This is a genomic window from Fibrobacter sp. UWB13, from assembly GCF_900177805.1.
Classification (GTDB): domain Bacteria; phylum Fibrobacterota; class Fibrobacteria; order Fibrobacterales; family Fibrobacteraceae; genus Fibrobacter.
The window spans coordinates 1591729-1618209 of sequence record NZ_FXAX01000001.1 but is presented as its reverse complement, the minus strand read 5'-3'; the positions used below and the strand labels follow the sequence as shown (position 1 = coordinate 1618209).

The following is a 26481-nucleotide window of genomic DNA, read 5'->3' as shown; positions in this document are numbered from 1 at the left end:
GAGCTGAGTCGATATATGAAACTTGGCACTTTAGTGCCTTAGTTGAATTAGGTTCGTAGGAGCAGGATCCGGTAATTTTATTGGTTTTCTGCGGCGAAGAATTATTTTGCCTTTAGTTTTTGTTATATTCGAAGTGTAACAAAATAAAAGGATTTTATATGAAGTGCAAATACTTGCTTTTGGGGGCTGCTGTTCTTTTTGCGGCTTGTGGTGATGATAGTTCTTCGGGACCTGCTACCGAAAATACTCCGAATTCTTCTGCGGTTGCCCCGCTTTCAAGTTCTGATAATGGCTCTGCTTCTGTAGCTTCTAGTTCGTCCATTGCAGATAATGGACAGTCAAGCTCTGCCGAAAATAATGTTGCCAGCAGCTCTTCGGTTGCATCGAGTAGCTCGAAAAAGGTTGTTTCGAACTATGATCCTGCAACGGGATTGCTGACCGATGAACGCGATGGCAATGTCTATAAGACCGCTAAGGTTGGGAACCAGATTTGGATGGCTCAGAATCTGCGTTTGGAAAATCCCAATACTTTAGACGATTGCTCTAGCAACTATTACGATTACACTATAAAAGATGAAGCTGTTTTGCAAAAGTACGGTCATCACTATGGCTGGATGACCGCGATGCAGATTTCATGCAAGTACGAAGAACAGTTGGCTAAATCGGAAATTCAACAGCCCCATCAAGGACTTTGCCCAACAGGATGGCATATTCCTTCAATTGATGAATGGCAAGAACTTTTTAATGCCGCTCCGTTAACAGAGCTCCTTTCGACTGACTGGAAAATGCGTTATTTTGTTGGCACGGATGATTATGGCTTGTCGTTGAACGCCGCTAATGAAGATGAAGAAAATATCCCAGAGTTCCTGGCGCTTGATGAAGCTAATTCAACAAAAAATTATGCGGTTGTGCTTTATTGTGAAGAACCGTCTAAACCGATAAAGGTCGAAGCGAAGAGCAAAACATCAATATTTACATATCTCCGTTGCGTAATGGACTAACTATCATACTTTCTGAATTATTGTTATCGTCAAGATAGGGCAATTCCAAATGGATTTGCCTTTTGTTGTTTTGGTGTAAAACTTTTTTCTGTGTTGGTCTCTCGCTGCAAAAAATTTTAATTTAAAAACAGATTTTTTATGGAGGGTCATTTGATGATCTCAAAATTGCTCAATATCATCTATCTCGTACTGCTGATCGTCTGCGTGTGCGTTCTCATTCGCGTCGTGAAGGCGGAACCAGCTGCAGTTCCTGTAGCTGCATCTAATGGCACAACGGTGTTTGAAGTCCCGAAAATCGAAGTTTCGGCGTCCGAAACCAAGAAATTTGCCGCTGACAAGTTCGAAATGGGCTTTAGCCTCGAAATCCGCGGCAAGGACAAAGAATCGGTTTCCAAGCGCTTGGCAGAACGCCGTTCCGTGATTTTCGAAAACGTGAAATCGCTTGAAATTCCGCAATCCAACGTAGAACAGAACAGCGTCGAAATGCACAAGGAATGGTCTTATCGCAATAGCAAGCGCGAACTCGTCGGTTATGTGGCGACACAGAGCTTTGTGATTACGGTGAATCGTAAGATTGATGCCGCCGCTCTCGTGCAGGCGCTTTCTTCGGAACCGGATGTCGAAATCCAGCGCACGTCCGCCCAGCTCAAGGATGTGGATGCTGTGCAGTCTACAGTCATCAAGGCGGCGGGTAAAAAGGCTACCGCCAAGGCTAATGATTATGCCGAAGGCGTTGGTGCCAAGCTTGGCCGCGTTCTTCAAATCAATGGCGAAGGTGGCGGAATTATTTACAACCAGTACAATCGCGTCTATCGCGCCAAGGGTGTCATGCTTGCGGCAAACGCTATGATGGACGGTGCCACCGCTCCCGACGAAACGGCTATTGCCGACTCCGTCGAGGTAAGCGCTTCGGTTCGCGTCGTTTATGAACTAAAGTAGTTCTAACAGGCTTTTTTCGTATTCCTGAGCCGCCTTTTCGAGGGCGGCTTTTGTCATATCCGGGCTGCAACCGTAGAATCCGAGAGGCTTAAACCACTTCATCCCGGCGGCGTTTGCCGTCATTTCGAATGGAATGAGCATCTCGTCTGCGGTGTAGCGGTTGAGTCCTTCGTGAGTGTAATGTTCGGCGGCGGCGCCTGCCGTAAATACGACGCGTACGGGCATACCCTTCAAGAAGTTGTCGGCGCTGTACACAATCGGACTCATGACCTGATCTTGCCAGTCACGCAAACTTGCGGGGGAGTTATACCAATATATAGGGAACTGCCACACAATCGCCTTGGACTCCCTCAACAATTTCTTTTCGGCTTCCAAGTCGAAGTAGCCATTAACTCGGTTTTTGTCAAGGTGGTGAAATACAAAATTGGGATTTTTTCTGTTGATATCCACTAAGTGTTTGTTAAACATTGAGTTAGAAATGTTCGGATGCGATAGAAGAATTGTGATTTGATTGTTCATTATTTTTTCTTGTTGATAAGTTGATGATATATTATAAAAAAATTACATCTAACATGCAAAAAGTCTTTCAAAAAAGGCTAAGATTTATTATACTTGTATTGATGTCGACCTACATCTTGTGGGTGTGGTTCGACCTCGGACACAAGATATAGTAAAATCAGAAAAATTTGACTATATTTGAGGAATCGGGAATTGAAGGTTTTTTTTAGATGATTTTTACTGTGAAAAAGCGCGACGGCCGCGAAATGCCGTTCAACATTGAGAAGATTGCTGATGCCGTAATTAAGGCTTTTAGAGCCTCTGGCGAGTTGGATGAACAGATTAAGGCCTCCCAAGCTCAAATGAATTTGCTTGGAAACGACGACCTTCTGACAAACGTTGCTCTTAAGGTTGCTGCCGAAGCTGTTGGCCATCTTGAAGCCGAGAATAAGACCAAGCCGGACATCGAAGAAATCCAGGATGCTGTTGAAAAAGCTTTGACCGAAGGCGGTTACGCTGATACCGCCAAGAGCTATATCTTGTATCGTGCCGAACGTACCCGCGTACGTGAAGTTAACACCCGTCTCATGCAGACGCTTCACGACATTACGTTCAGCTCTGCCAAGGAATCCGACCTCAAGCGCGAAAACGCCAATATCGACGGCGATACCGCCATGGGTACCATGCTCAAGTACGGGAGCGAATCCGCTAAGCACTTCTACACGATGATGATGCTCAAGCCGGAACATAGCCGTGCCCACATGGATGGTGACATTCACATCCATGACCTCGATTTCTATTCTCTTACGATGACTTGCTGCCAGATTGACCTCATTAAGTTGTTCAAGAACGGCTTCAACACAGGTCACGGTCACTTGCGCGAACCGAAGGATATCCGCAGCTACGCCGCTTTGGCCGCTATCGCCATTCAGAGTAACCAGAACGACCAGCACGGTGGACAGTCCGTGCCGAACTTCGATTACGCCATGGCTAACGGTGTGCGCATCACGTACCGCAAGGCTTACCTTTCGAACATGGTCAAGGCTCTCATGCTCTTGACGGGCAAAACCGAAGAAGAAGTCCTGCCGGTGGTGAAAAAGCTCCACGGCGAAATGGCTGAAATGGGCATGGTCGCAACGCTCGTGCCGAATGAAAAGTTCCAGACAACTGAAGTCCACGAACTTTCCAAAACTTATGACGTCGAAACGGTAAAGAACGCCCAGAAGTTTGCCGAAAAGATGGCTTATGAAGAAACCGACAAGGCGACGTTCCAGGCAATGGAAGCTTTTGTCCACAACTTGAACTCCATGCACAGCCGCGCTGGTGCCCAGACTCCGTTCTCTAGCATCAACTATGGTATGTGCACCGAACCCGAAGCCCGCATGGTCATGAAGAACTTGCTCCTCACGACCGAAGAAGGCCTCGGCGGTGGCGAAACGGCTATCTTCCCGATCCAGATTTTCCGCGTCAAGGATGGCATCAACCTCAATCCGGGCGAACCGAACTACGACTTGTTCAAGCTCGCTTGCCGCGTGAGTGCCAAGCGCCTGTTCCCGAACTTCAGCTTCCAGGACGCTCCGTACAACCTGCAGTACTACAAGCCGGGCCATCCGGAAACCGAAATTTCGTACATGGGCTGCCGTACCCGCGTGATTGGCAACCATTACGACCCGAGCCGCGAAATCTCTTACGGTCGTGGCAACTTGAGCTTTACCTCGATCAACCTCCCGCGTATCGCTATCAAGATGAAGTCCGTGGACCTGTTCTTCAAGGAACTCGACCGCATGATGCAACTCGTGAGCGATCAGCTCATGGAACGTTTTGCCGTGCAGAGCCGCCGCAAGGTCAAGAACTTCCCGTTCCTCATGGGACAGGGCGTGTGGATTGATTCCGACAAGCTCGGCTGGGAAGATACCGTGGGCGAAGTCATCAAGCACGGTACGCTCTCGATTGGCTTTATCGGCCTTGCCGAAACGTTGGTGATGCTTACGGGCAAGCACCACGGTGAATCCGAAGCTTCTCAGGAACTCGGCCTCAAGATTATCGGCCACATGCGCGAATTCTGCGACAAGGAATCCGAACGCCTTGGCCTCAATTTCAGCTTGCTTGCAACGCCGGCTGAAGGCCTCTCGGGCCGTTTTGTGCGCATGGACAAGAAGAAGTTTGGCATTATCCCGGGCGTTACCGACCGCGATTACTACACCAACTCTTTCCACGTGCCGGTCTACTACAAGATTTCTGCTTTCAAGAAGCTCTCGCTCGAAGCTCCGTACCATGCGCTCACCAACGCTGGCCACATCAGCTACATCGAACTCGATGGCGACCCGACGCAGAACCTGGACGCTTTCGAAAAGATCGTGAAGTACATGGCAAAGGTCGGTATCGGTTACGGCTCCATCAACCATCCGGTGGACCGCGATCCGGTTTGCGGATTTGTGGGTGTGATTGGCGATGTTTGCCCGCGTTGCGGACGTAGCGAAGGCCACGCTATCTCTTGCGAAAAGCTCGAAGAACTTAGAAAGAAATTCCCTGGAATGCCCGCTTTCAGAGGGATCAGATGATTTTACAAGGAGTGCAAAAAATGTCTGAAAAAGAAATGTCTCAGTATGGTGAAGGTGTCGGATTCGAACGCATCCGCCGCATTACAGGTTACCTCGTCGGTACAGTCGACCGCTTCAACAACGCCAAGCGCGCTGAAGTCAACGATCGCGTGAAGCACGGCGTATAAGATGGATGAATATCCTCCACTGCGGATTGCAGGGATTGAGCCCGAATCTTTCGTGGACGGTCCCGGAATCCGCTTGACTGTGTTTACCCAGGGCTGTCATCACAACTGCCCAGGTTGCCAGAATCCGCAGACTCATGATTTTGAGGGCGGGCACTTTATCGAGCGCGAAGCGATCATCACGATGATCAAGGATAATCCGCTGCTCGATGGCGTGACGTTTAGCGGAGGCGATCCGATGGACCAGGCGGCGGCTCTTATTCCGCTTGCCCGCGAAATCAAGGAACGCGGTCTCAATCTCGTGATTTTCACGGGATACACGTACGAACAGCTGATGAAGCTTACGCCCGAAAAGCCGGAGCTTTTTGAACTGCTCACGTTTGCGGACATCCTCATCGACGGTCCGTTTGTCATGGCGAAAAAGTCCCTGGATATCAAGTTCAGAGGTTCTTGGAACCAGCGCATTATCGATGTGCAAAAAAGCCTTGTCGAAGGCCATGTGGTCATCCACCAGATTCAACTGGACGAGATGGCGGAACACCCCGACAGGGAATACAATACGTAAGTGCAAAGTGCGTAAAGGCGCTTTGCTTTGAGAATGTCATGCCGGACTCCGTTCTCTTTGACCACTTAGAACTTTAGTTCTTATGTGGTCATGATCCGCGAATGGGGACGGCATCGCCTTTTTTAGGGGTAAATTCCCTCAATCAGCAAATTTTTAGCTTGAAATAGAGCAATTTCATCAATTATAAGTTATCTTTTTAGCATAGAAGAGTTTAGCTCTTGTTCTCTGTGTGAAATCTAGACAATTTCCTTGAACGAGAATAAGGCGAACGCTCACGCAGGCATGCCGTATTTGCGGTGTGTTTCAGTTTGCTGTACCGACTTTTGAGTCGGTCTTTGGTCGTATGACCAATGGGCAACAGCCCTTTCGGGGCGTGGGTCGTTTGTGTTTATTGTTCAAAGGCAGTCTAGAGCCCCACACAGATAAATGCAACGATCTGCGTCCTTTTTTGTATTCTCAAAAATCGACGAAAATATTGCTTGGCAGGGGAGAAACTCCATAGGTGTAAACGATGGAGATTATTATGGCTAGGGGAATTTTTGCTTTAGTTCTCTTTTTTGCATTTCCAACTCTTGCTGCTCATGTGGCTGTTCTTGAGACAGTCTCTGCTGCAAATATTATTACGCTCGAAGAAAAACAATATTTGACAGATGTATTACGGTCGGAGGCTGTCAAGGCACTCCCTGCAGAACAGAACTTTATTGTCGAAATAGGTCGAAATATTTCTGCCGATTATGTGGCTCAGGCTCATGTGGGACAGTTTGCAAACAACTTGACGATTACAGTGGAACTTTATGAGACTGCTGGTAATAGACTGTTGGGAAGCTTTAGTTCCAAGGCTCCGAATGTTGAATCTCTTGAGACTGAGGTTCGTCAAAAGTCACGAGATTTGTTTATGCAAATAACGACAAGTACGTTTGGAACAGTCAATTTACAGCCTTCGTTGCCTTATAAGGGAGGTCTTGAGAAAGACCTAGTCATTAAAATTGATGGAAAAAGCGACAAGGATGGTCGTAAATACGCCCGAGGCTCGTGGAAACTGACTCCGGGAGTACATGAAGTTGAATTTCTTCATCGTTGTTACGAACCTCAGAAATTCAATGTGAATGTGTTGAGTGGCAAGACAATAACGTTGAATGGTTCCATGAATGTTGCTATGGGTAAAGTTTCTCTCAGGACCCTTTTCAATGAAAATTTTCGTGAGGTTCCTGTATTTGTAAATGATTCCTTGGTTGGGCGAACGGATTATTCGGGGCGGATTCCAATTTGTTCGAAAATTGAAGTTGGTGAAGACGGAGCTCGCGAAAAAGTTGAACTAGATTGGAAAGGTAAGGATAAAGTCAAAATAATACATGTGTTGCGGGTAGATTCTTTGACCGCAGCAAAGCAGATTGCCGCTGAAGATGCTTCTCGAGCGGCTTCGACTACGGAAAAAAGTTTTTCGATTACAAAGCCGATTTCCATTGCGATGATGGCTTTGGGTGTAGCTGGAGTTGCTATTGGTATTTATGAAAATTCTGTCGGGAATGATGAACGTAAAAAGTATGACGAAGCGACGTTTAAAAATAAGCGGGATTTCGACAAGCAATGGGATAAGGTCGAATCGGCAAGAACGAAACGCAACGTTTTTTATGGTGTCGGTTTTGGAATGCTCGGCGCTGGTGCTGTGATGTTCTTTGTGTTCTAGGTGGGGATGATTATGAAAATTGAAAAGAATAATTCTTGTAAATGTCATTCCCGCGAAGGCGGGAATCTCCCTCTTGTGTTGCGGTCTTTGGGGCATGTGATGATTGCGTCCTTGGTAATGCTTCTCTTTGCATCTTGTAGCGATTTTGGTGACCGTGACAATCCTCTTGACCCTGGTGCATCTAATTACGTTATAGAAGACGATGACACAAAATCGTCTTCATCGTGTTCGACGCGCTCGTCTTCTTCCGTCATGCCGGACTCTGTTCCGGCATCGCCATCTAGTTCAAGCAAAAAAGCTTCATCGAGCAGTAAAAAGGTGGAGTCGTCTTCCTCTGTTATTCCCGCTTTAAGTTCCGAACAATGGTCATCTAGTAGTGAACAATCATCTTCAAGTAGCGCACGATCATCATCAAGTAGTGAAAACGCAGAATCATCATCAAGTTCTGAACACACGTCTTCAAGTAGCGAAAATTTATGGACATGTGGCGAGTCTACGGTAACGCGTGGCGATCGAGAATACAAAACGGTTGTGATTAAAGAACAATGCTGGACAAAGGAAAATTTGCGATATCTCCCAAGTACTGGTAATACGATGTGTTACGGAAACGACGACTCAAATTGTGACAAGTACGGTCGGCTTTATGATTACGAAGCGGCTTCGCTTGCATGCCCGACAGGTTGGCGCCTCCCGACAAGTGCCGAATATGATGCCTTGGCCGAATATTCTATGGAAGGCGCTACGCTTTATGATGCCGGAGCGCACTTTAAGGCAATAGAGGGTTGGACTCCTGAAAATGGAGATGATTTCCTGGAATTTACAGCGCTTCCTGGCGGCAAGTGTAACGAGGAACAGACTTGCTTGAATATCGGAAAATTAGGGTATTGGTGGACCTCGACTGAAAAAGTCAAAAATACAAGCCACTTGGCACTCTCCCTCAATGGGGATGGCGACTCTTATTCTGCAACAGCCAAGATGGATAACGACCAATACATTTCAGTCCGCTGCGTCAAAAAATAAAGTTTAAAGAAGGAGAAAACTATGAAATGCATGAACTCCGTTAAAAATACGTCATTGCAAGAGTTTTTAGTGATTATTGCAATCTCTCTTTGCGCAATCATCTTAGCCTCTTGTGGCGACGATGATTCATCGACTAGTTCTGCGTCTTATAATATGGACGTTGTTTCAGATGTGTCAAAACTACCCAAGTGCACGAAATCTAATGAGGGGGAAATGGCGTGGGTCAAAGGCGAAACTTCTGCCCGAGTTTGTGTTGACGAAAAGTGGTATTCTACAGTTGGTTCTGATTCTACCGATACGTTTTCTTGCTCAACGAAAGAGCTTAAGGATAAAAGCGGAGTGAAGATAATCTGCAATGGGGATTCTGTAGGTGTTGTATTTAATGGTAAAGATGGCTCCGATGGCAAAAATGGAACAGATGGTAAGAATGGTAAAGATGGATCTAATGGAACGAATGGTCAAGACGGCGTTGGTTGCTCTATCTCAAAAATAGATGAACAGAAAGTTCGTGTGATTTGTGGTAAGGATTCCACAATTCTTTTTGTTGGTTCTGAATCTGATGAATCAGAATCTTCACAGAACCCTGTTGTTATAGACTCTGAAAAAGTTGCAGTGTCGTTAAACGAAGTCTCTGGTGTTTCGCAAAAAGGACCGTTCCTTTCTGGCTCTAGAGTCCTTATCCGTGAAATGGAAGATGGTCGTACTTTGACGCAGACGGGTAATAGTTTTAATGGAAAGATTTTGAACGACAAGGGTGAATTCAAAATCAAGGCACGAATGCTTGTGAGCCAATATGTGATGCTTGAAGCTTCTGGCTATTATCGTAATGAAATAACGGGTGAAAATTCTAACTCTGAATTAACTTTGTTTGCGATTACGGATGTGAATGACCGCAATACGGTGAATATAAACTTGCTCACACATCTTGAATATGAACGTGTAATTTATCTAGTCACGCAAAAGAAAATGAAAGTGCAGGCTGCCAAGAAACAGGCTCAGAAAGAAGTTCTTGCTTTGCTTGATGTTGATGCTACGGATTTCAGTAATTCCGAAGATTTGAATATTGCGGGTGGCAGTGATGAAGATGGAGCCTTGCTTGCGTTCTCGATTATTTTGCAAGGTAACAGGAGCGTTTCTCAGTTGTCTGAACTTTTGCAGAAAATTGCAAATGACATGGAAGAAGACGGAAAATGGGATAATACGTCTATGCGTGCGTCTTTAGCGGATTGGGCTGCACAAAAAGAACTTGATGGAAAAATGGAGAGTATCCGCAAAAATGTGACGAATTGGCAACTTTCTACGATTGTCCCTAATTTTGAAAAGCATATCCATAATTTTGGGACTACAGAATATGGCTTAGGAAAATGTTCTTCTGAAAATGAAGGTAAAATATTGCAGAATTCAAATAAATTGAGTCAAACAAAAGGTTCGTTTTTCATTTGCAAATCAGGAAAGTGGACTACAGCTTCGTCTATTGAATATGATACTTATCAGTGGGCTGCTGGTAAGGATGGAGATTGTAAGACGGGTGATGTAAATTCTAAGAACTGCTATGTGTATGAAAATAAAATGTGGCGTAGCGGTAATTCAAATGACTGTACATTGAAACTGCGTGGATGTACAGCATTGAGACAAGATACGGTTGGTCTTGGTAGTGATAAAGTATGGTATAAATGCGATGCGAAAACTTGGCGTGTTGCTACCAATATTGAAAAAGATACGGCTACATGGGGCGCAGGAAAATTTGATGGTGAAGTACGTGCCGGTCAAGTGAATAAGAGTATCTATTACATCTATGAAATCAGCAAAAAAACGTGGCGAAATGCAACCACAATCGAAAAAGATACTTACGATTATAAAAACAATAAGGATTGGGCTGTTGGAAAAAATGGCGAAATCAAGAAGGGTTCTGTTACTGATACTATTTATGTATTTGATAAAACGGCTTGGCGCGTTGCGGATGATATTGAGAAAAATCTTGGTGGTTGCGTGACTGCAATAAAAGATTCTGTGGGAAAGGTTGGTAGTACTTATTACATCTGTAAATCAGAAAAATGGGTTGCTGCGACTCAGTTTGAGTATGATACTTATCGTTGGACTGCTGGAAAAGATGGTGATAGTAAGTACGGTTCTGTAAATATCAATAACTGCTATGTATTTGAAGATAACGTTTGGCGTAGTGGAGTTTCTTCGGATTGCTCGCTTGGATTGAGCGGTTGTACTGCATCGCGTCAAGATATTGTGGGTAAGGGGAGTGATAGGGTTTACCATATATGCGACAAAAGGAACTGGCGAAATGCGACTACATATGAAAAAGATACATATGGTTGGAATAAAAAGGAAGATGCTACCGTACGAAAAGGAAATGTGACGGATACATTTTATGTATATGAAAATGAAATGTTTAGAATTGCGAATTCAAGAGAAATCTACATTAAAGAAGGATGTACGGACTATAATGAAGGTAACGTAAATGTAAAATCAGATACATCCGATTACGTTTGTAAACAAGGTGTATGGCAAATACACAAAAATGTTCTTATAGATGAAAGAGATGGTCTATCTTATCAAACTGTTCGTATCGGTACACAGATTTGGATGTCTCAGGATTTAAATTATGCTGATTCTAATACGACTGAAAATTTAAAAGGAGCCTCTTGGTGCGGCTTGATTTACGGTGGTAATACAAGAGGATGGGGGTATGAAGATTGTGATTCTCGCGTGTATTATTGGAATGCGGCTATGGATGTCTCGTCTAGGTATCAAGAAGAAATGTATAATGGCGAAAATAGAAAAGGTGTATGTCCAAATGGATGGCATTTGCCATCTAAAGAAGAATGGAATACTCTGATAAACTTTGCTGGTGGAGCAACCGAGGCTTTATTCCGTTTGAAAGATTGGGGCGTTGATGACACTTATGGTCGTCAATCAGTTGATGAATATGGATTTAGTGCGTGGGATAATGAAAAAGGATACTATGTTCTTGAAGATCAAGGCTCTCCTGATTGTGAAACAACGCATGATATCTATTGTAAAAATATTGATAAAATTCAGTTTGGGGGAACTGAAGGTGCGTATTATTGGACGTCATCTCAGTCTGGCGCGTCCAAGGCTACTGTAATAAACCTTACTTATTGTGATTTTGACGAAGTAAGACTGGTTGATTATGAAAAGAATCATGTGTTATCTGTCCGTTGTGTCAAGGACGAAGAATAGTGCATGACAAGATTAGTCGTTGAGCGAACTTTCTTCAGACGAAGCGAGTATTGTTTGACAAATGATAATTAGTTATATTTGTTAATAACAGTTCCCACCGCGCCTCTTAACAATGCGTACCACGGTGGGACTTCGCATTCTTTGGGGTCGAAACTGCGAAAATGACCCTTTGGCTCTGTTAGGCCAGGCCGTATAGCTGCGAACATGCTGCGGACCGCCGAACGACCTTTTCAGCGTAAAAACATCGGTCATGCAGCCGAAAAACAGCGATGAACCGAATAATAGCATTTTGTTGTATCAGGATAAAGATGGCAAGACTAATGTCTCGGTACGTTTTGCCGATGAACTCCCTAGGGAGGCTACTATAAAGAAATTCTTTATAGTTCAACTAGGAGGGGCGAAAAGATATAAAAATTTTGAGTTTTTTTGTGGGAAACGCCCCATCGCTTGTAAATCCCTCTCAAAATGAAGTATATTGAAGAAGCTGTTTTTTGAAGAGTTTTTTAAGCGTAGATAAAATGACGTTGCGTACTAGTTTCATCAAGGCGTCCGCTATCGGACTTGCTGTAGCCTGCACTTCTTTGTTTGCAAAGGCCACCGACACGCCGAATCAGTATCAGCAGGATGAGTGGTCTCCCGAATATGGTAGTAGCACCTGGATGTACGAGAACTCGGCAGGATTATTTGAAACGGGTCCGCTCGACGACTACCGCGCCGCTAAGCGTCTTTTCTTGAACCGTCGGTTCTTGGATGCCGTATACGCTTTTGGTAAAATCCAGACCAAGTACCCATCATTCCGCTTGGCGGACGAGGCTGCTTTCTACATGGCAAAGTCCTTCGAAAACCTCCGTATGCACAAGGCTGCTAAGTCTGTCTATGAAGACGCTATCAAGCGTTATCCGCAGAGCGATCAACTTGCCAAGTACCACTTCCAGTTGATGAACATCGACTATAAGGAAGGCAAGTACAAGGAAGGTATGGACAAGTATCAATTCATTGCCAAGAATTTCGGCAAAAGCGATGCGAAGATTGACGCTGACTACATTGCTGGCCAGATCAAGTTCGAACAGGGCCTCTATCAGGAATCCATTGACCTGCTCTCCTCCATTCTTCCGGGTAACGCCAATTATTTCTATGCTCGCTATACCATGGGCTTTGCTTACAGTCGTATGAACATGGCTGACGAAGCTGAAAACAGCTTCCGTGCTATTACGGAACAGCCGGTTTCCAACAAATCCGAACGCGACATTCAGAATGCTGCTAAGGTCAAGCTCGGCCACATATTCTTCTCTGTTGAAAAGCCGGACTTCGTTGCGGCTGCTCAGATGTATGTCCAGGTGCAGAAGGATTCTCCGGTGTTCGACGAGGCTATGCTCGGTATTGCATGGTGCTTTCTCAAGGCTCGCAAACTGGATGACGCTATGAAAGTGGCAAAGTGGATCATCAACAACTTTCCGGAATCATTCATCGCTTCCGAAGCGTATTTCGTGATTGGCTTCTGCTACTACATAAAGGAAGACTGGCGGAACGCTATCGAACCTTTGAGCGAAGCTGAAAAACGCACGGAAAAGCCGATGGTGTCTGTTGCTTCTCGCGATAGTGCTCGTCAGGCATACGATGCAATGCAGAGCCAGTTCGACTCCGTTCAGGTTCTGGCATTGGATCTAGCTCGCCAGTTGCCGACTCCACGTGTGGAAAGCAAGCGTAAAGCTTTGCGCCCGACATTCGACAAGGTTCACCAGGCTGTTGAAGATTACGCGTCGTTTATGCAGAGATCGATTCAGAGTGTCCACTTTGAATATAACCGCAAGCGCGTTTTGGATGACGCTGGCTTTTATCTAGCATGTGTTCGTTCTGGATCTGCTTGTGCACCAGAAGAGATCGGTCCTCCAGAGATCGTGTTTTGAATCGACGATTTTACTATTGCAGCATAACCATAGCAGTTTCTTATCTCGTCATCCCTCTTTCTTGATTATATTTACCTCATGGTTATGAATATGTTTGGGAAGATTGTTTTGGCTGCGGCTGCTGTGTCGTCAGCTATGGTGGCATCGGCGTTTGCGGCGGGCAAGGTCGCTTGCGTTGGCAATAGCATCACGTATGGTTACGGGATTGAGTCCTGGCCCGATCAGACGAGTTATCCGCATCATTTGCAGGGGATGCTTCGCGAAAATGCGCCGAGCGATACGGTCGAAAATTTTGGCGTGAGCGGGCTTACGGTCCGCAAGGACGATCAGGCTTCTTACTGGAAAGGTTACCGCTTTGCGCCGGCGATAGAATTCGCTGCAGATACGGTTATCATCGAGCTGGGAACGAACGATTCGAAATCGTACACGACTTGGAATACTCCGGAGCAGGATGCGGCGGTGGACTCTGCGATTACGGCGGATTTTGAAGCGCTGATTGACACGTTCCAGGTGAAGTCGAAACCGCATGTTTTTATTTGCTTGGCGCCTTATGTGAACAACGTTGAATGGAATATCCTTGATACGGCTGTCGTAAAGCGCGTGAATCCGGCTATTTTGCGGGCTGGGCTTGAAAAGGGTGTGAACGTGATTGACTTGCATTCACGTTTTAGCGCCCTTGAAAATCCGAGCTGGTATTTGGAAGATATGGTGCATCCGTCTGTTGAGGGCGCAAAGCACTTGGCTGAAATTGTGTATGCGCATTTGCAGATGGATACGTTGCTTGTAACGCAGGATGGCTCAACGCTCAAAGCTCCGAAGGGCTTTGGTTACCAGTGGTACAAGGATGGGAAACTGCTTGATGGCGAAACGCTTGAAACGCTTGCTATTTCGGGTGATGGCGAGTACAAGGTTTCTGTGAAGGTGGACGAAAGGACGCTTTCGCGAATTGTGACGGCTCCGTTGAAAGTCGAAAAGACGACTGCCTTGAAGCCGGGGGCTCGTGTCGTTCGCGAAAATTCGGCGGGAGCTGCGAACATGGCTAAATCGGTGCAACGCTTTGACGCTCAAGGTCGTGCTTTAAATGCTCGAGGACCGTCGCATCAGAAAATTTACACTAAACGCTAGGATTTTCTGACAAGGAATGGCGATGCCGGCACATGGCCGGCATGACATGCTGAAAAGGGAACGACCGGAGTCGTTCCCTGCGTGTTTGAGAGATGGACCTGTTCTCGTAGCACCGCTAGAGCTTGTTTTGGTGTGGGGCTTTTATAGCTCAATCCGATGCCAGAGCAAAATTCCTTTTTCTATAAAAATAGATGTGTGTGCCCTAAATGTCGAGGGAAAACTGGTGTCGTGGGAACAAAGCGTCCTCGGCAGACAACGATTTAGGGGATGTTTTTAGGGCTTTTTTACCGAATATCGGCTTTACAATATATTTTTAGAGTATGAAATCCAGTGCAGAAAAATTGCAGCCTGAAGAGCGTCTCGGTTCTATCCCTCCGAAGCGCATGTTGGTTTTTGAATTTGAAGATTACCGCGCTTATTTGCGGCACTATTTTGAGTGTGCGCAAGCCTTGAACCGCCGTTATTCGCTGCGGAGTTTCTCGGACAAGTTGGGATTTTCGTCCAAGGATTTTATTTCGCGTGTGATGAAGGGCGAAAAGAGCCTCACTCCGGCAAGCATTGCGAAAATTGTCGGTGGCTTGCAATTCGATGAAAGCGAGGCTGCATATTTCGAGGCGATGGTACTGTTCTGCCAGGCGTCCAATGACGATGAGCGTGAAAACTACAAGAAGCGCATGGAAGAAATCACGGCGACTTACCGTTTCACGCAGCAGATGCTTTTGACCCGCGCGTACCAGTATGAAGTTTATTCGCATTGGTACTATTCCGCGATCCGCTCGATTATCGGGATGATTGGTTTTGATGGTGACTACGATGCTCTCGGGGCGCGCTTGATGCCGCCGATTTCTGGAGAGCAGGCGCGGCAGGCGGTGGATTTGCTGGAACGCGTCGGGCTGATCAAGAAGGACGCCAAGGGTAACTGGATTTTGAACAATCCGGCGATTAGCACAGGCGACAAGGTCATCCAGCAGGCGTTTATCAATTACCATAAGGAATTTATTGATTTGGCGAAGGAGTCCATCTCGACGATTCCCGGCAGCGAACGCAACCTCAGCAGTGTGACTCTCGGCATTTCGGAGGCATCTTACAAGAAAATTGTCAAGTGCATCAATGAGTTCCGCAAAAAAATTTCTATGATTGCTAATGAGGACGAGGACGGTGGCCGCGTTTTCCAGATGAATATCCAGATTTTCCCGTTGTCCAAGTGAGGAAGCAATGAAACGAAATACTCGATTGGCTAAATCGGCGGTTTCTGCATTGTTCGCGTTGCAGGCGTTGCTTGCAATGGTTTTCCTCGTATCTTGCTCCGACAATAAGGTGGCGGGCGGGAACAGTTCCGAAGTTGGTTCCCCGGAATTGATGGGCACGCTTGCGTTTATGGACGGTTCGCAAGTTTCCGCGAAAGTTGCGTCTTACGCCCGAGTTTACTGCGTCCCGGCGGATTTCGATCCTGCAAAAGAAGATAGCACGTCGTACTACACAACGACTGCGGATTCGATGGGGCATTTTGCATTTGATAATTTGCCTGAGGGCGTTTACAACTTGGAAGCGTTTTATGAAGTGCCGGATGGAGAGGTTTTTGTGCTTCGCGAATCGGGCTTGAAAATTGCGACTGATCAGGCTCAATCCGTAGATTTGGAATTGGGGCAAGGTCACGATATCAAGATTTATTTGCAAAACCCTAAGGACTCGGTAGCAAGCCTTTCTATCGTGGGTTCAACGTATAAGGCGACCGCCAAGATTACAACGGACGGAAATAATCGTTATGCGACTTTTACCGGAGTGCCGGCCTCGTACTATGATTCGGTGCAAGTGAGTACTTCGGAGGGCACTAATAGCATCAAGGCCGTTCTTGTTGAAAATACGGATGCAAAGCAGGCCTTTTACTATGATAGTTCTGCCCGCACTTTGGAAATCCCGCTCAATACATCGGCGACTGGCATAGACCTGCGCGATACTATTGAAGGGTTTCCGCTGTATGTCCGCTTGAACGATTTGAATGCGGATGACCGCAAGTCGCTTGTCAAGAATCTTTATTCGCTAAAAGTTTATTTAGAGCCAGCTTCGTTCTGGACAACATTCAAGGTCGTTTGTGGCAAGGACTCTATTCCGACGGGGCTGTGGGTTCGCTTGTCGACGCTTTACCCGCAACGCGAAACGCAGAAGCTCGTTTTCGCGTGGAATGCTGGGGCTGCGGAACTCTCGGATAATGTCGCCGGTTCAAGTGATGCTGGTACTGCCGGAAATGCGCAGGCCTTGATGCGTGCTGCAGATCCGTTCTCTTTCACAGATGGCTTTGTGGCTGCGTGGAACTTTGATGAATCTGAATTCCCGGATTCATCAGTCTTGACTTCTGGCGATAATCCGTTCAAGGGGCGCGTCACTGACGTTACCGCAGGCGATGGGATTATTGGCGGTGCGTTTGTATTTAACGGAAAATCTTCCATTATTGAAATTCAGGAATCCGCAGATTACTGGGGCTTTGCGTTGAAGGATACATCTAGCTTTACATCGTCGTTCTGGGTGAATGTTGAAGATACTTCGACGTCTCGATTCATCTGGGGCAAGTCCGAATCGGAATACCACTTCAAGTATCAGGCTGGCGATAGCGACCGGTCGAGCTGGATGTTCAAGGAACTCGATGAATCGGATTTGGATCATTGGTATGAGGCGAGCATCGCGATTGCGCCGGAAACCGATTACAAGCAGTGGGTGCATTTTACGGTCGTCAAGTCGGGCGATTCGACTGCGATTTACAGGAATGGCAAGCTTGAAGAAACCTTGATTGGCCGCAACAATACGGATGATAAGCGAATGTCTGATGGTCCGTTTATCATTGGCGCCCGCAAGCAATCCAGCGGGAAGGTGGACCGTGTTTTCAAGGGTTCGCTTGATGAACTTTACTTTATGAATAAGGCGAAAGGTTCTGAATGGGCGAGACTCATTTACTTGAACCAAAAGCCAACCGGCTACTGGCCAAAATAGATTTGGTCGTTAGTCATTAGTTATTAGTCAATAATGATGAAAATCGTCGCATGCCTGTGCTGAAATGCCCGCGCATTTTGCGACTCGTCATCCTCGGAGCTAACCCAGCTTTTCAGTAAGTCTTGTATATCGTCTTGTGCTGCGGTTGTTGCGCACGGCTTGATAGAACGCTCCCGGTGCAGACAAAATCCACACATGGCCTTTCGCACGCGTGATGGCGGTGTAGATGAGGTTCCTTTGCAGCATAATGCTGTGGCTTGAATCTAGCACGACGATGACGGCGGGGTATTCGCTACCCTGGCTCTTGTGGATGGTGCAGGCGTACGCAAGGATAAGTTCATCGGCTTCATCGGGCTCGTAATCGACAGTCTTGTCATCGTAAAAGACTGTGATTTTTTTCGTGTCTTTCCCGATTTTGTAGATGATGCCGACGTCTCCGTTAAACACGTTCTTGTCGTAGTTGTTGCGGATTTGCATCACGCGGTCGCCGGTACTCCAGTTGCCGCTTGCAATCTTGATGCGTTCCTTGCCGGGGTTCAGGAGGTCTTGCAAGAAGTTGTTTAGCTCGTAAATGCCGAGCGGTCCTTTGCGCATCGGTGTGAGGAGCTGCATCTCTTGCGTATCGATGTCAATTTTTTCCTTGATGCCGCGCGTGACGAGGCGGGCGATGATGTCTTTAGCTTCATCGGCCGACTCGTAAGGCAAAAAGTGAAAGTTCGTGCCTTCGATGGGCGAGGGGCTAATGCCCTGATTGATTTTCGATGCTTTGTCGGCGATGTCGTTTCCGCCGGCTTGGCGGAAAATGTGCTGAAGGCGGGTGCTCGGAATCTTGGGGCAACGCAACAAGTCGTTCAGCACATTGCCAGCTCCCACGCTGGGGAGCTGGTCGGCATCGCCCACGAGAACAATTCTCGCATTGAGTGGCGTCGCTTCGAGGAGCGACGCGGCAAGCCACGTATCGACCATACTGAATTCATCGACGATGAGCAAATTGCATTGGAGCTTGTTGTCTCCATCGCGGTGAAATTTACCCGAAATCGGGTCCACTTCAAGCAGACGGTGGATCGTGCGGGCTTTCTCGCCGCAGCATTCGCCCATGCGCTTGGCTGCGCGCCCTGTCGGGGCCGTGAGGCTTACGCACTCTTCCATTTGGCGGGCGAGGTACAGAATCCCCTTGAGGATTGTTGTCTTACCTGTGCCGGGGCCACCGGTGATGATGGAAATCTTTCGCGAGAGCGCCATCTGGATAGCGCGTTTTTGGATTGGGTCAAAGCTGAACTTGTGTTCGCGTTCCCACTGCGCCAGGGCGTCTTCGAAGCCTTCTGTTGAAAGCTCGTTGTATCGCAAACGGAGCTTGATGTTGTCTGCGATGCGCTGCTCGGCATTGTAGAGTGGCGGAAAATAGCAGTCGTCGCCTTCACGCGTAATACGCCCGCTTTCGCTTGCTTTTTCGAATTCATCGAGGAGCGTGTTGATGGCGCTTTCGTCGTCCTGCATTAAACGCAAGTTGCGGAATGTGCGTTCCAAAAGAACGTTCTTCGGCAAAAACACATGTCCATCGCTAACCGACGCTTCTTGCAATGTGTAAAGCAATGCTGCCTGAAAACGTTCGGGGCTGTCTTTCGGGAATCCGACTTTCTGCGCGATTTCGTCAGCTTTCAAGAATCCGATGCCCCAGACTTCTTCGCAGAGCATGTACGGGTTCTGTGTGATGCGTTCAATTGTCGCTTGCCCGAACTTGTTCCAAAGACGCTTGGCTACACTGCCGACAATTTCGTGCTTGTACAAGAACAGCATCGTTTCGCGGCTGTGTCGTGCTTCTTGCCAACGTGCCAAAAAAGTTTCCACCTTGCGGGCGGGGAAGCCTTTGATTTTTACTTCGCGGAATTTGTCCGGATCGTTGTCGAGAATGTCGGCGGTTGCATCGCCAAAAGCTTCCACAATGCGTTCGGCAATCTTTTGCCCCACACCCGGGAATTGACCGCTTGCCAAGTATTCAAGGATATCGTTGTCTTCGGTGGCGAGGTATTCAAAAGAAGTCGCCTGGAACTGTTTACCGTATTTCGGATGCGAACCCCAGTCGCCTTCTACAGAGATGGTTTCGCCAGGCTGCAAAGCGGGGAAAGTACCCGTGACGACAACGACTTTCTTGCTTTCGATATCGTTCAGGCGCATCACGGTAAAGCCATTTTGCTGGCTATGGAACGTGATGCTTTTTATTGAACCTTTAACTTGCACGAATTGCTACTGAGCCTTCGGAATTTTACCTTCGTCCAGTTCCGGTCTCCAAACATCGGCATCGAAACCAGGCATCTTGGTAAGCTCCTTGCCACGGACGCAGAGGAAAAATCCGAGGATAGCGGCATCGTGGAGTGCAATCACGAGTGCTGTCTTGTAGTCGAGACCAAATCCGAGCGGAGCGCCCTTGAGGTTTTCCGGGCTCACCCAGAGAATGTAATCGGCTGTAATGAACGTCATGAACATGCACGGGATAAGCGCAATCCAGAAGTTCTTCTTTTTACTGCGGAGATAAACGGTTGCCACGCAGAGGCTGCAAACGGCCATGAGCTGGTTGCTCCAGCTGAAGTAGTTCCACAAGATATTGAAACCTTCGGGGTTCAAGTTGCTCCAGAAGATAATCACAGCGCAGAGAGCGAACATCGGAATCGTGAGAATCAAACGGTTACGCACGGAGGTCTGTTCAAGGCCCGTAAGTTCAGCAATCGTAAGGCGGAGGCTGCGGAGGCTTGTGTCGCCACTTGTAATAGCAAGGATAATTACGCCCACGACCACGAGAATCGAAATTGGAGCCCAAGGAATCACGGTCGAAACGAGAACGCTCAAAACCTTCACGCCCGAAGCGCCTGTCAAAAGTTCCGGCATCTGGTGATAAATGAACATGCCACCTGCGGCCCAAATCATACCAATCAAACCTTCAATAATCATCATGCCGTAGAACGTCTGGCGACCGGTCTTTTCGGTCACTTCCGTACGGGCGACAAGCGGGCTTTGCGTGCTGTGGAAACCGCTGATGATGCCGCAAGCAATCGTCACGAAGAGCATCGGGATGATCGGCTGGCCAGCCGGATGCTTGTGGAAGTTGCTCATGATGTCTGCAAAGCAGAATTCATCGAGGACGTTCAAGTTCGGGATGATGCCCACGAAAATAGCGAGGGAGGCGAGAATCAAGAGGGCGCCAAAAACCGGGTAGATGCGGCCGATAATCTTGTCAATCGGGAAGAAGGTGCTGATGAAGTAGTAGGCAAAAATGACGGCGACGGCAATCCAGAAAAGAGTCGGCGAAACGTGGCTGCCTGCGAGAATCGGCGTATTCACGAGTGCTGCCGGAGTGTTGGTGAACACGGCGCCAACGAGAATGAGCGCGACCGAGATAAGTGTCATCACAAGCTTTGCCGGACCCTTGCCCAAGAACTTACGGGAGAGTGCCGGAACGTTGTAACCGTTGTTGCGCATGCTGATCATGCCGCTGAAGTAGTCGTGCACTGCGCCGCCGAGGACGTTTCCGAGCGGGAGCAAGATGAACACGATGGCGCCAAACTTGATGCCAAGAATCACGCCGATCACAGGGCCAATGCCTGCAATGTTCAAAAGCTGAATGAGAACGTTTTTCCAGTGCGGCATCGGGACTCGGTCAACGCCATCCGGGTTTGCGAGTGCCGGAGTCTTGCGGTCGTCTGGTCCGAACACGCGTTCGACGAACTTGCCGTAGGTGAAATATCCAAGGATGAGGATTGCAACACCGATTAGGAATGTTATCATTTTTTGTGCCTTCTTTAGTTTTTAATTAAAACTGAACCATGGCTCCGATGGAAACGGCTATGTAGGTTTGCCAATAGTAGCTGATATCGAGTTCGTGGAAATCGACAGTTCCACTATTCTTTGTATGGACTGATTTATACCAGTTTTCGTAAATGCGTAAAGCAGAAGTGAGCCCAAAGTTATCTGTGATGAAATAACGTATTTGAGTCACAAGTGCAATTGCAGAACCGTTCAGCTCGGAATCGAAAAATCCTTTGGCATTGGAAACGTTATCTTTTATAGTCAATTTTGAGAAAGAATACCCGAGACCGACACCTACCTGGAAAAAGTCAGGATAGAAAAAGTTGTATGTCCCTTCAAGTCCGAATCTCCAAAAGCGCATGTCCTGTTCGTTTTGGGGGGCGGGCAAAGTCGGGATGGAACCTTGCATGGTCCAGTATTGGAAAGAGGCGGCAAGGGTAAATTCGCGAATGTTTACACCGATATTGTAGTCCGGAGAAACGATAACTTTGGTATTGGGCAAATGGACGGTTTCATCGATACCGTCGTCTTTCAAGACCATGGCGCGGTCAAAAAGGTCACCGCGATTGGCTATAACATTAAAACCGATGCTAGCGAAATAAGTGCGTGGCCAGTAGGTAAAATCACTGTCTTCGGGTTGTGCAAAAATAGCGGAACACAACAAGGTTAAAGCTAATAAAAATTTCTTCATCTTTTATCCTCCAAGAGTTTTTGACATCCCACAATCCGAGTGTCGCAAAGATAGAAATTTTGAAGTCGCTTGTTGTGAACCGCTGTGGCTTACGCGAATTATTCAGCGTATTTGAACATGGCGTCGATGCACTTCTTTGCCTTGACGCGTACGCCTTCGTCGAGCGAGATGTGTTCTGCCTTTTCGGGGTGGCGGAGAGCTTCCAAGATGTTTTCGAGCGAGTTCGACTTCATGTACTTGCACATGCAGCAACTACCGATAAAGTTCATATCGGGGTGTTCGTAGTGCATACGGGCATTGAGACCGCATTCCGTGAGGAGCAAGATGCAGCTGTCTTTGGGCTGTTGATTGATGTAGCTCACCATCTGACCTGTGCTTCCGACGTAGTCACTGAGCATGGCGACGGACGGGTTGCATTCCGGGTGGCTGATCACCTTGAGATTCGGGTTTTGGCTACGGAAGAATTGGATCAAATCCGGGTCGTAGTTTTCGTGAACGTAGCAGCAGCCGTTATAGAGCTTGATATCCTTCTTGACACCGCGACGCTTCATTTCGTCGATGATGTTCTGACCCATGAGGGCATCCGGTACAAAGAAAATCTTGTCGGACGGAATCGTTTCGACGATGTGCATCACGTTACCGCTAGTCACGCAGACGTCGCAGGCTGCCTTCACGTCGGCAGTCGTGTTGATGTAGCAGACAAACGTGTAGTCCGGATTCTGCTTGCGGAGTTCTTCGACGTCCTTGCCGGTAATGGAATCGGCGAGGCTGCAACCCGTGAGCGGGCCTGGGATAATCACATCCTTCTGCGGGTTCAAAATCTTGGCAGTTTCGCCCATGAAACGCACGGCAGAGAAGAGAATGGTCTTTTGCTGGACGGTGGTGGCGTCCTTGCTGAGCTTAAAGCTATCGCCAGTGAAGTCGGCAACGCCCAAAAGAATTTCAGGAGCGCAGTAGCTGTGGGCGAGGATAACGGTATCCTGCTGCTTTTTGAGCTCGTTGATTTCGTTGATGAGCGGGAGCATCTTTTCCACCTTTTCCATGGTGTAAGTGCAAAGGGCTGCGCCCGGCTTGACGGACTTGAGACGATTGTAAAGTTCTTCTGCTGTCATTGTGTTACCTAGATTATTGCCTAGTTAAAAGATAGTAAATTAATACCCGGCCCATTCAGCGCTGATGGAGGGGCTTGCCTTGCGGATGTTCGATTCTTCGGGTGTCTCTTCCTTGCAGGCGATGTCGCCACTTGCAATCCGTTCCTTGATTTCGTCGAACGTCTTGGGTGGCACGGAATCGGGGGAGTTGTCGCCGAGCACTTTGCAGGGGGCGGCTTCGGATTCTTTTGCCTTGTCCTTGACGGGCGTGTATTCGCGGAGTGCGGGGACGCTGTAGAACTTGTCTTCTTCGGGACACCAGGCGGTGAGAGCCTTGCCGTAGACGCATCCGGAATCGAGACCGATAAATCCGGGAATGTTCACGAAGCCCATCTTGGCCCAATGTCCAAAGATGACGAGCTTGTTCCACTTGACCTGTTCAAACCAGGGCTTGTCATTCCAGTAGCGGATGGAAAGGAGCACTTCGGGGCTCATGTCTTCGAGACGCGTCTTGCCCGGTTCTAGGCCTGCGTGCACGAGGAGGGCGTGCGGTGTGTCGCGCCAGAGCGGCCAGTTCTTCACGGTATTGCGGATGTAAACCCATTCGTCAAGCGAGAGCGCCTTGAAACGCTTCTTCTGCTTTTCGGTCCAGTTGCTCTTGGGCGTTTCCATCATGCGGATGAGATGTTCTTCGTGATTCCCGCGGACGGTCAGAATGCCAAGTTCCTCGACAATGCGCATGGCGCGCATCATATCGGGACCTTTGTTGATGATATCGCCGGTCTGGTAAATGGTATCGCTACCGCGCACAAAGCCGAATTGGTCGATAATCGCAGAGAGTTCGTCTGCGCAACCATGAACATCACCGATATATAAAGTACGTTTCATTATTAGTAGACTGTAGGAAGTGCGGCGATGCCGTTATAAGTGTACAGCTTGTCTTAACTTGTTGAGCTCGTTGGGCGTGAGTTCGCGGAATTCGCCTGCGGGCAAGTCGCCGAGCTGAATCTGGCAGTAGCTTACGCGCTTGAGGTCGCGGATTTCGTAACCGACAGCTCGCATCATGCGGCGGATTTCACGGTTCTTGCCTTCGATAAGCACAAGTTCTGCAAATCCGTTTTCGAGATAGACGTCTGTTGCAAATGCGATTTCTTCTCGGGCGTCCGGATCTTCCGGGTCGCGGATGTCCACGCCATCGACCAAGCGCTGGGCGGCAGATTCGCTGAGCGGACGCGTTGTCCACACGTAGTAGCTGCGCGGCACTTCAAAACTCGGGTGCGTGAGGCGGTAAAGCAATTCGCCGTCGTCGGTAAACAGCAAGAGACCGCGGCTCTGCAAGTCAAGTCGTCCAACGTACTTGAAATTATGGTATCCCGGCGGCAAGTAATCGTAAACCGTGCGGCGGCCCTGCGGGTCGTCCTTGGTGCAAACGCAACCAGCCGGCTTGTGGAGCATGATGACTTTTGTTTTCCTGTTTGTCGGGAGCTTCAGCAACTTTCCGTCAACCGTCACCTGGTCCTTGGTTTCATCCACTTGATGGCTGAGGTCAGAGATCGTTTCTCCGTTCACCTGTACGCGACCGTCGGCGACGAGTTCGTCTGCGGCACGGCGGCTAGCAAAACCACTGAGAGAAATGTACTTGTTTATACGCATAATCTTTTTGCTCTGTCATCCTGGAGCCTCGTAGAGGCGATAGGATCCATCAAGCATCTCCTTTATTTGTCAATGGTCATTAGTCATTGGTCTATGGTCAATAGCTATCGCAAACAACAAACAACAAATAACTAATAACTAATAACTAATAACTAATGACTAACTACTAATAACTATCAACTAACTTTTCAAAAATGCCGGGCGCTTCTTTGGTTTGGGTTCCGGTTCTTTTTCAGGCGGGTAGAGCAAACCGAAGCGGAGCCCTGCCGTACTGATCTTGAACGTTTCTACACGGAGCTTTTCGAGGAGCGAACGCAACCAGAAAAGTCCGCAAATGATAACTTCGTGACGACCGTTTCCAAGTCCCGGGAGCATCGCGCGGAGTTCTTTCGAAAGGTTCGTGATGCGCGTGGTGACCGCTTCAAGGTCGGCGAGGCTCATTTCGAGACCTTCAATCGCCTTGTAGTCAAACGTTTGGCTGTTTAAGAAGACCATCGCAAGTGCGGTGCCTGTACCACCGATAAGGTAGACGGGCTTTTTCGTCATGCCCTTGAAGGATAAATCCTTGAAAGTTTCCTTGATAAACTTCTTGTATTCCGGGCCGGGAATCGGGCCCATCGCCTTGAACATCTTGAGCGCGCCAACGGGAATCGAGAAAGTCGTTTCGCCGTTGCTGAGTTCTGTGGATCCGCCACCGATGTCAATCGTGACGTTTCCTTCGCCGTGCCATTCCTTGACGGAGCGGTAGGTGAGCTTGCCTTCTTCTTCGCCGGTGATGACGCGTGGCTTGACCCATACTGCTTTTTCGACAGCTTCGATCACTTCGTCCGGATTTGTCGCCTTGCGCATGGCTTCGGTCATGGCGACTGCTTTGAGATCTGCGCCGAGAGCGTGTAAGTCCATGCGGAACTTGGTCATGATGTTGACGAGTTCCTGGATGCGTTCGGGCGTGATTTTCCCGTGTTCGTAAATGTCTTCGCCAAGGCGGCAGACTTCGACCTTCTGGAGTTTTGGCACGAGAATTTTGCGTGGAGCTGCAGGCGCTTCGCTTGATGCGGCGGGTGTTTCAGTCGTTTCGGGTGCAACCGCTGCTGCGGCGGGTACGTCTTCGAACGCTGCGATTAGCAAAATGCAGCTGTGACTCCCGATGTCGATTGTTGCCTGTAGTTTATTTTCCACTTTCGGCCTCGTCCGTTTTTTCTTCTTGCTGATTCATCTTCTTCAGCATAATGTTCTTCATCTTTTCGGCGAGGGCGCCTGGATTTGTGAGGAACTGCTTGGCGTGAGCGATTGCTTCTTCGACGACGGATTCCGGGTACTTGGAACTCCATGCGGCGACGATGTCGCCAGTCGTGCTGCCGAGCGGTTTCTTTTCGCGGATTTCCTGGCCCATCTTGAGAGCGAGCAAAAGTCCGAGTTCGAATGCTTTCGGTTCTGCTTCGGCTTCAATCATCTTTTCGATGCGGGCGATGCGTTCTTCAAAGGGAATGTTCTGCGAATTGGTCAAATCATTTTCTGAAATCATGCTAACAAAAATAGTAAACGGAGGGCGGACCGCCAATATAAAAAAAAGACCC

General features: G+C 48.0%; 21 protein-coding genes. 12 read left to right on the top strand and 9 right to left on the bottom strand.

What is annotated here, in order from left to right; translation table 11 throughout:
- Positions 1 to 158 precede the first annotated feature (158 nt).
- Positions 159 to 1001 carry an FISUMP domain-containing protein gene (locus tag B9Y77_RS06765; protein ID WP_085490948.1) on the top strand — a complete coding sequence of 281 codons (843 nt, stop codon included), beginning with the start codon at positions 159 to 161 and terminating at the stop codon, positions 999 to 1001.
- Positions 1002 to 1154: 153 nt separating this feature from the next.
- Positions 1155 to 1940 (top strand): SIMPL domain-containing protein, encoded by a 786-nt coding sequence (locus tag B9Y77_RS06760; protein ID WP_085490947.1) that lies wholly within the window; start codon positions 1155 to 1157, stop codon positions 1938 to 1940.
- On the opposite strand, the gene B9Y77_RS06755 is transcribed toward B9Y77_RS06760, so the two are convergent.
- Positions 1932 to 2459, bottom strand: a complete 528-nt coding sequence (locus B9Y77_RS06755; protein ID WP_085490946.1) for an NAD(P)H-dependent oxidoreductase — start codon at positions 2457 to 2459, stop codon at positions 1932 to 1934. The genes B9Y77_RS06760 and B9Y77_RS06755 overlap by 9 nt on opposite strands.
- 209 nt (positions 2460 to 2668) lie before the next feature.
- On the opposite strand from B9Y77_RS06755, the gene B9Y77_RS06750 reads away from it, so the two are divergent.
- The 10 genes from B9Y77_RS06750 to B9Y77_RS06705 all read left to right on the top strand — a co-directional run bounded on the left by B9Y77_RS06750 (position 2669) and on the right by B9Y77_RS06705 (position 17668).
- Positions 2669 to 4999, top strand: a complete 2331-nt coding sequence (locus B9Y77_RS06750) for an anaerobic ribonucleoside triphosphate reductase (protein WP_085490945.1) — start codon at positions 2669 to 2671, stop codon at positions 4997 to 4999.
- A 20-nt stretch (positions 5000 to 5019) separates the two neighbouring features.
- Positions 5020 to 5166: an anaerobic ribonucleoside-triphosphate reductase gene (nrdD, locus tag B9Y77_RS15765; RefSeq protein WP_109573654.1), complete on the top strand. Its 147-nt coding sequence runs from the start codon at positions 5020 to 5022 to the stop codon at positions 5164 to 5166.
- A gap of 1 nt (position 5167) precedes the next feature.
- Positions 5168 to 5728: an anaerobic ribonucleoside-triphosphate reductase activating protein gene (nrdG, locus tag B9Y77_RS06745; RefSeq protein ID WP_085490944.1), complete on the top strand. Its 561-nt coding sequence runs from the start codon at positions 5168 to 5170 to the stop codon at positions 5726 to 5728.
- A 523-nt stretch (positions 5729 to 6251) separates the two neighbouring features.
- Positions 6252 to 7415 (top strand): hypothetical protein, encoded by a 1164-nt coding sequence (locus B9Y77_RS06740; protein ID WP_085490943.1) that lies wholly within the window; start codon positions 6252 to 6254, stop codon positions 7413 to 7415.
- A 12-nt stretch (positions 7416 to 7427) separates the two neighbouring features.
- Positions 7428 to 8435, top strand: a complete 1008-nt coding sequence (locus B9Y77_RS06735; protein ID WP_176221719.1) for an FISUMP domain-containing protein — start codon at positions 7428 to 7430, stop codon at positions 8433 to 8435.
- A 21-nt stretch (positions 8436 to 8456) separates the two neighbouring features.
- Complete coding sequence (locus B9Y77_RS06730; protein WP_085490941.1) at positions 8457 to 11651, top strand: FISUMP domain-containing protein; 3195 nt, start codon at positions 8457 to 8459, stop codon at positions 11649 to 11651.
- 518 nt (positions 11652 to 12169) lie between these two features.
- Entirely contained in the window at positions 12170 to 13558 is a 1389-nt protein-coding gene (locus B9Y77_RS06720; RefSeq protein ID WP_085490939.1) for a tetratricopeptide repeat protein, read from the top strand.
- A gap of 78 nt (positions 13559 to 13636) precedes the next feature.
- Positions 13637 to 14683 (top strand): GDSL-type esterase/lipase family protein, encoded by a 1047-nt coding sequence (locus B9Y77_RS06715; RefSeq protein ID WP_085490938.1) that lies wholly within the window; start codon positions 13637 to 13639, stop codon positions 14681 to 14683.
- 320 nt (positions 14684 to 15003) lie between these two features.
- Entirely contained in the window at positions 15004 to 15891 is an 888-nt protein-coding gene (locus tag B9Y77_RS06710; RefSeq protein ID WP_085490937.1) for a TIGR02147 family protein, read from the top strand.
- A gap of 7 nt (positions 15892 to 15898) precedes the next feature.
- Entirely contained in the window at positions 15899 to 17668 is a 1770-nt protein-coding gene (locus tag B9Y77_RS06705; protein ID WP_085490936.1) for a LamG-like jellyroll fold domain-containing protein, read from the top strand.
- 99 nt (positions 17669 to 17767) lie between these two features.
- Here the strand turns inward: B9Y77_RS06705 and B9Y77_RS06700 are convergent, their stop codons facing one another.
- The 8 genes from B9Y77_RS06700 to B9Y77_RS06665 all read right to left on the bottom strand — a co-directional run bounded on the left by B9Y77_RS06700 (position 17768) and on the right by B9Y77_RS06665 (position 26429).
- Positions 17768 to 19906: an SF1B family DNA helicase RecD2 gene (locus tag B9Y77_RS06700; protein ID WP_085490935.1), complete on the bottom strand. Its 2139-nt coding sequence runs from the start codon at positions 19904 to 19906 to the stop codon at positions 17768 to 17770.
- Between the two features lie 6 nt (positions 19907 to 19912).
- Positions 19913 to 21448 carry a carbon starvation CstA family protein gene (locus B9Y77_RS06695; protein WP_073423352.1) on the bottom strand — a complete coding sequence of 512 codons (1536 nt, stop codon included), beginning with the start codon at positions 21446 to 21448 and terminating at the stop codon, positions 19913 to 19915.
- 25 nt (positions 21449 to 21473) lie between these two features.
- The gene (locus tag B9Y77_RS06690; protein WP_085490934.1) at positions 21474 to 22160 is read right to left on the bottom strand and encodes a TonB-dependent receptor; all 687 of its coding nucleotides are present in this window, start codon (positions 22158 to 22160) and stop codon (positions 21474 to 21476) included.
- 98 nt (positions 22161 to 22258) lie between these two features.
- Positions 22259 to 23272, bottom strand: a complete 1014-nt coding sequence (gene nadA / locus B9Y77_RS06685) for a quinolinate synthase NadA (protein ID WP_015732223.1) — start codon at positions 23270 to 23272, stop codon at positions 22259 to 22261.
- Between the two features lie 39 nt (positions 23273 to 23311).
- The gene (locus B9Y77_RS06680) at positions 23312 to 24139 is read right to left on the bottom strand and encodes a metallophosphoesterase (protein ID WP_085490933.1); all 828 of its coding nucleotides are present in this window, start codon (positions 24137 to 24139) and stop codon (positions 23312 to 23314) included.
- 33 nt (positions 24140 to 24172) lie between these two features.
- Positions 24173 to 24904: a pseudouridine synthase gene (locus tag B9Y77_RS06675; protein WP_085490932.1), complete on the bottom strand. Its 732-nt coding sequence runs from the start codon at positions 24902 to 24904 to the stop codon at positions 24173 to 24175.
- 180 nt (positions 24905 to 25084) lie between these two features.
- Complete coding sequence (locus tag B9Y77_RS06670) at positions 25085 to 26083, bottom strand: Ppx/GppA phosphatase family protein (protein ID WP_073423348.1); 999 nt, start codon at positions 26081 to 26083, stop codon at positions 25085 to 25087.
- Entirely contained in the window at positions 26073 to 26429 is a 357-nt protein-coding gene (locus tag B9Y77_RS06665) for a hypothetical protein (RefSeq protein ID WP_015732225.1), read from the bottom strand. Before B9Y77_RS06665 ends, B9Y77_RS06670 begins: the two co-directional genes overlap by 11 nt.
- Positions 26430 to 26481 lie beyond the last annotated feature (52 nt).

Bases quoted from the DNA above. Each gene is read 5' to 3' on its own strand.
- B9Y77_RS06695 (WP_073423352.1), bottom strand. From the start codon at position 21,448: ATGATAACATTCCTAATCGGTGTTGCAATCCTCATCCTTGGATATTTC.
- B9Y77_RS06665 (WP_015732225.1), bottom strand. From the start codon at position 26,429: ATGATTTCAGAAAATGATTTGACCAATTCGCAGAACATTCCCTTTGAA.
- nrdG (WP_085490944.1), top strand. From the start codon at position 5,168: ATGGATGAATATCCTCCACTGCGGATTGCAGGGATTGAGCCCGAATCT.
- B9Y77_RS06755 (WP_085490946.1), bottom strand. From the start codon at position 2,459: ATGAACAATCAAATCACAATTCTTCTATCGCATCCGAACATTTCTAAC.
- nrdD (WP_109573654.1), top strand. From the start codon at position 5,020: ATGTCTGAAAAAGAAATGTCTCAGTATGGTGAAGGTGTCGGATTCGAA.
- B9Y77_RS06705 (WP_085490936.1), top strand. From the start codon at position 15,899: ATGAAACGAAATACTCGATTGGCTAAATCGGCGGTTTCTGCATTGTTC.
- B9Y77_RS06730 (WP_085490941.1), top strand. From the start codon at position 8,457: ATGAAATGCATGAACTCCGTTAAAAATACGTCATTGCAAGAGTTTTTA.
- B9Y77_RS06715 (WP_085490938.1), top strand. From the start codon at position 13,637: ATGGTTATGAATATGTTTGGGAAGATTGTTTTGGCTGCGGCTGCTGTG.
- B9Y77_RS06710 (WP_085490937.1), top strand. From the start codon at position 15,004: ATGAAATCCAGTGCAGAAAAATTGCAGCCTGAAGAGCGTCTCGGTTCT.
- B9Y77_RS06720 (WP_085490939.1), top strand. From the start codon at position 12,170: ATGACGTTGCGTACTAGTTTCATCAAGGCGTCCGCTATCGGACTTGCT.
- B9Y77_RS06680 (WP_085490933.1), bottom strand. From the start codon at position 24,139: ATGAAACGTACTTTATATATCGGTGATGTTCATGGTTGCGCAGACGAA.
- B9Y77_RS06765 (WP_085490948.1), top strand. From the start codon at position 159: ATGAAGTGCAAATACTTGCTTTTGGGGGCTGCTGTTCTTTTTGCGGCT.
- B9Y77_RS06690 (WP_085490934.1), bottom strand. From the start codon at position 22,160: ATGAAGAAATTTTTATTAGCTTTAACCTTGTTGTGTTCCGCTATTTTT.
- B9Y77_RS06750 (WP_085490945.1), top strand. From the start codon at position 2,669: ATGATTTTTACTGTGAAAAAGCGCGACGGCCGCGAAATGCCGTTCAAC.
- B9Y77_RS06760 (WP_085490947.1), top strand. From the start codon at position 1,155: ATGATCTCAAAATTGCTCAATATCATCTATCTCGTACTGCTGATCGTC.
- B9Y77_RS06740 (WP_085490943.1), top strand. From the start codon at position 6,252: ATGGCTAGGGGAATTTTTGCTTTAGTTCTCTTTTTTGCATTTCCAACT.
- B9Y77_RS06675 (WP_085490932.1), bottom strand. From the start codon at position 24,904: ATGCGTATAAACAAGTACATTTCTCTCAGTGGTTTTGCTAGCCGCCGT.
- nadA (WP_015732223.1), bottom strand. From the start codon at position 23,272: ATGACAGCAGAAGAACTTTACAATCGTCTCAAGTCCGTCAAGCCGGGC.
- B9Y77_RS06735 (WP_176221719.1), top strand. From the start codon at position 7,428: ATGAAAATTGAAAAGAATAATTCTTGTAAATGTCATTCCCGCGAAGGC.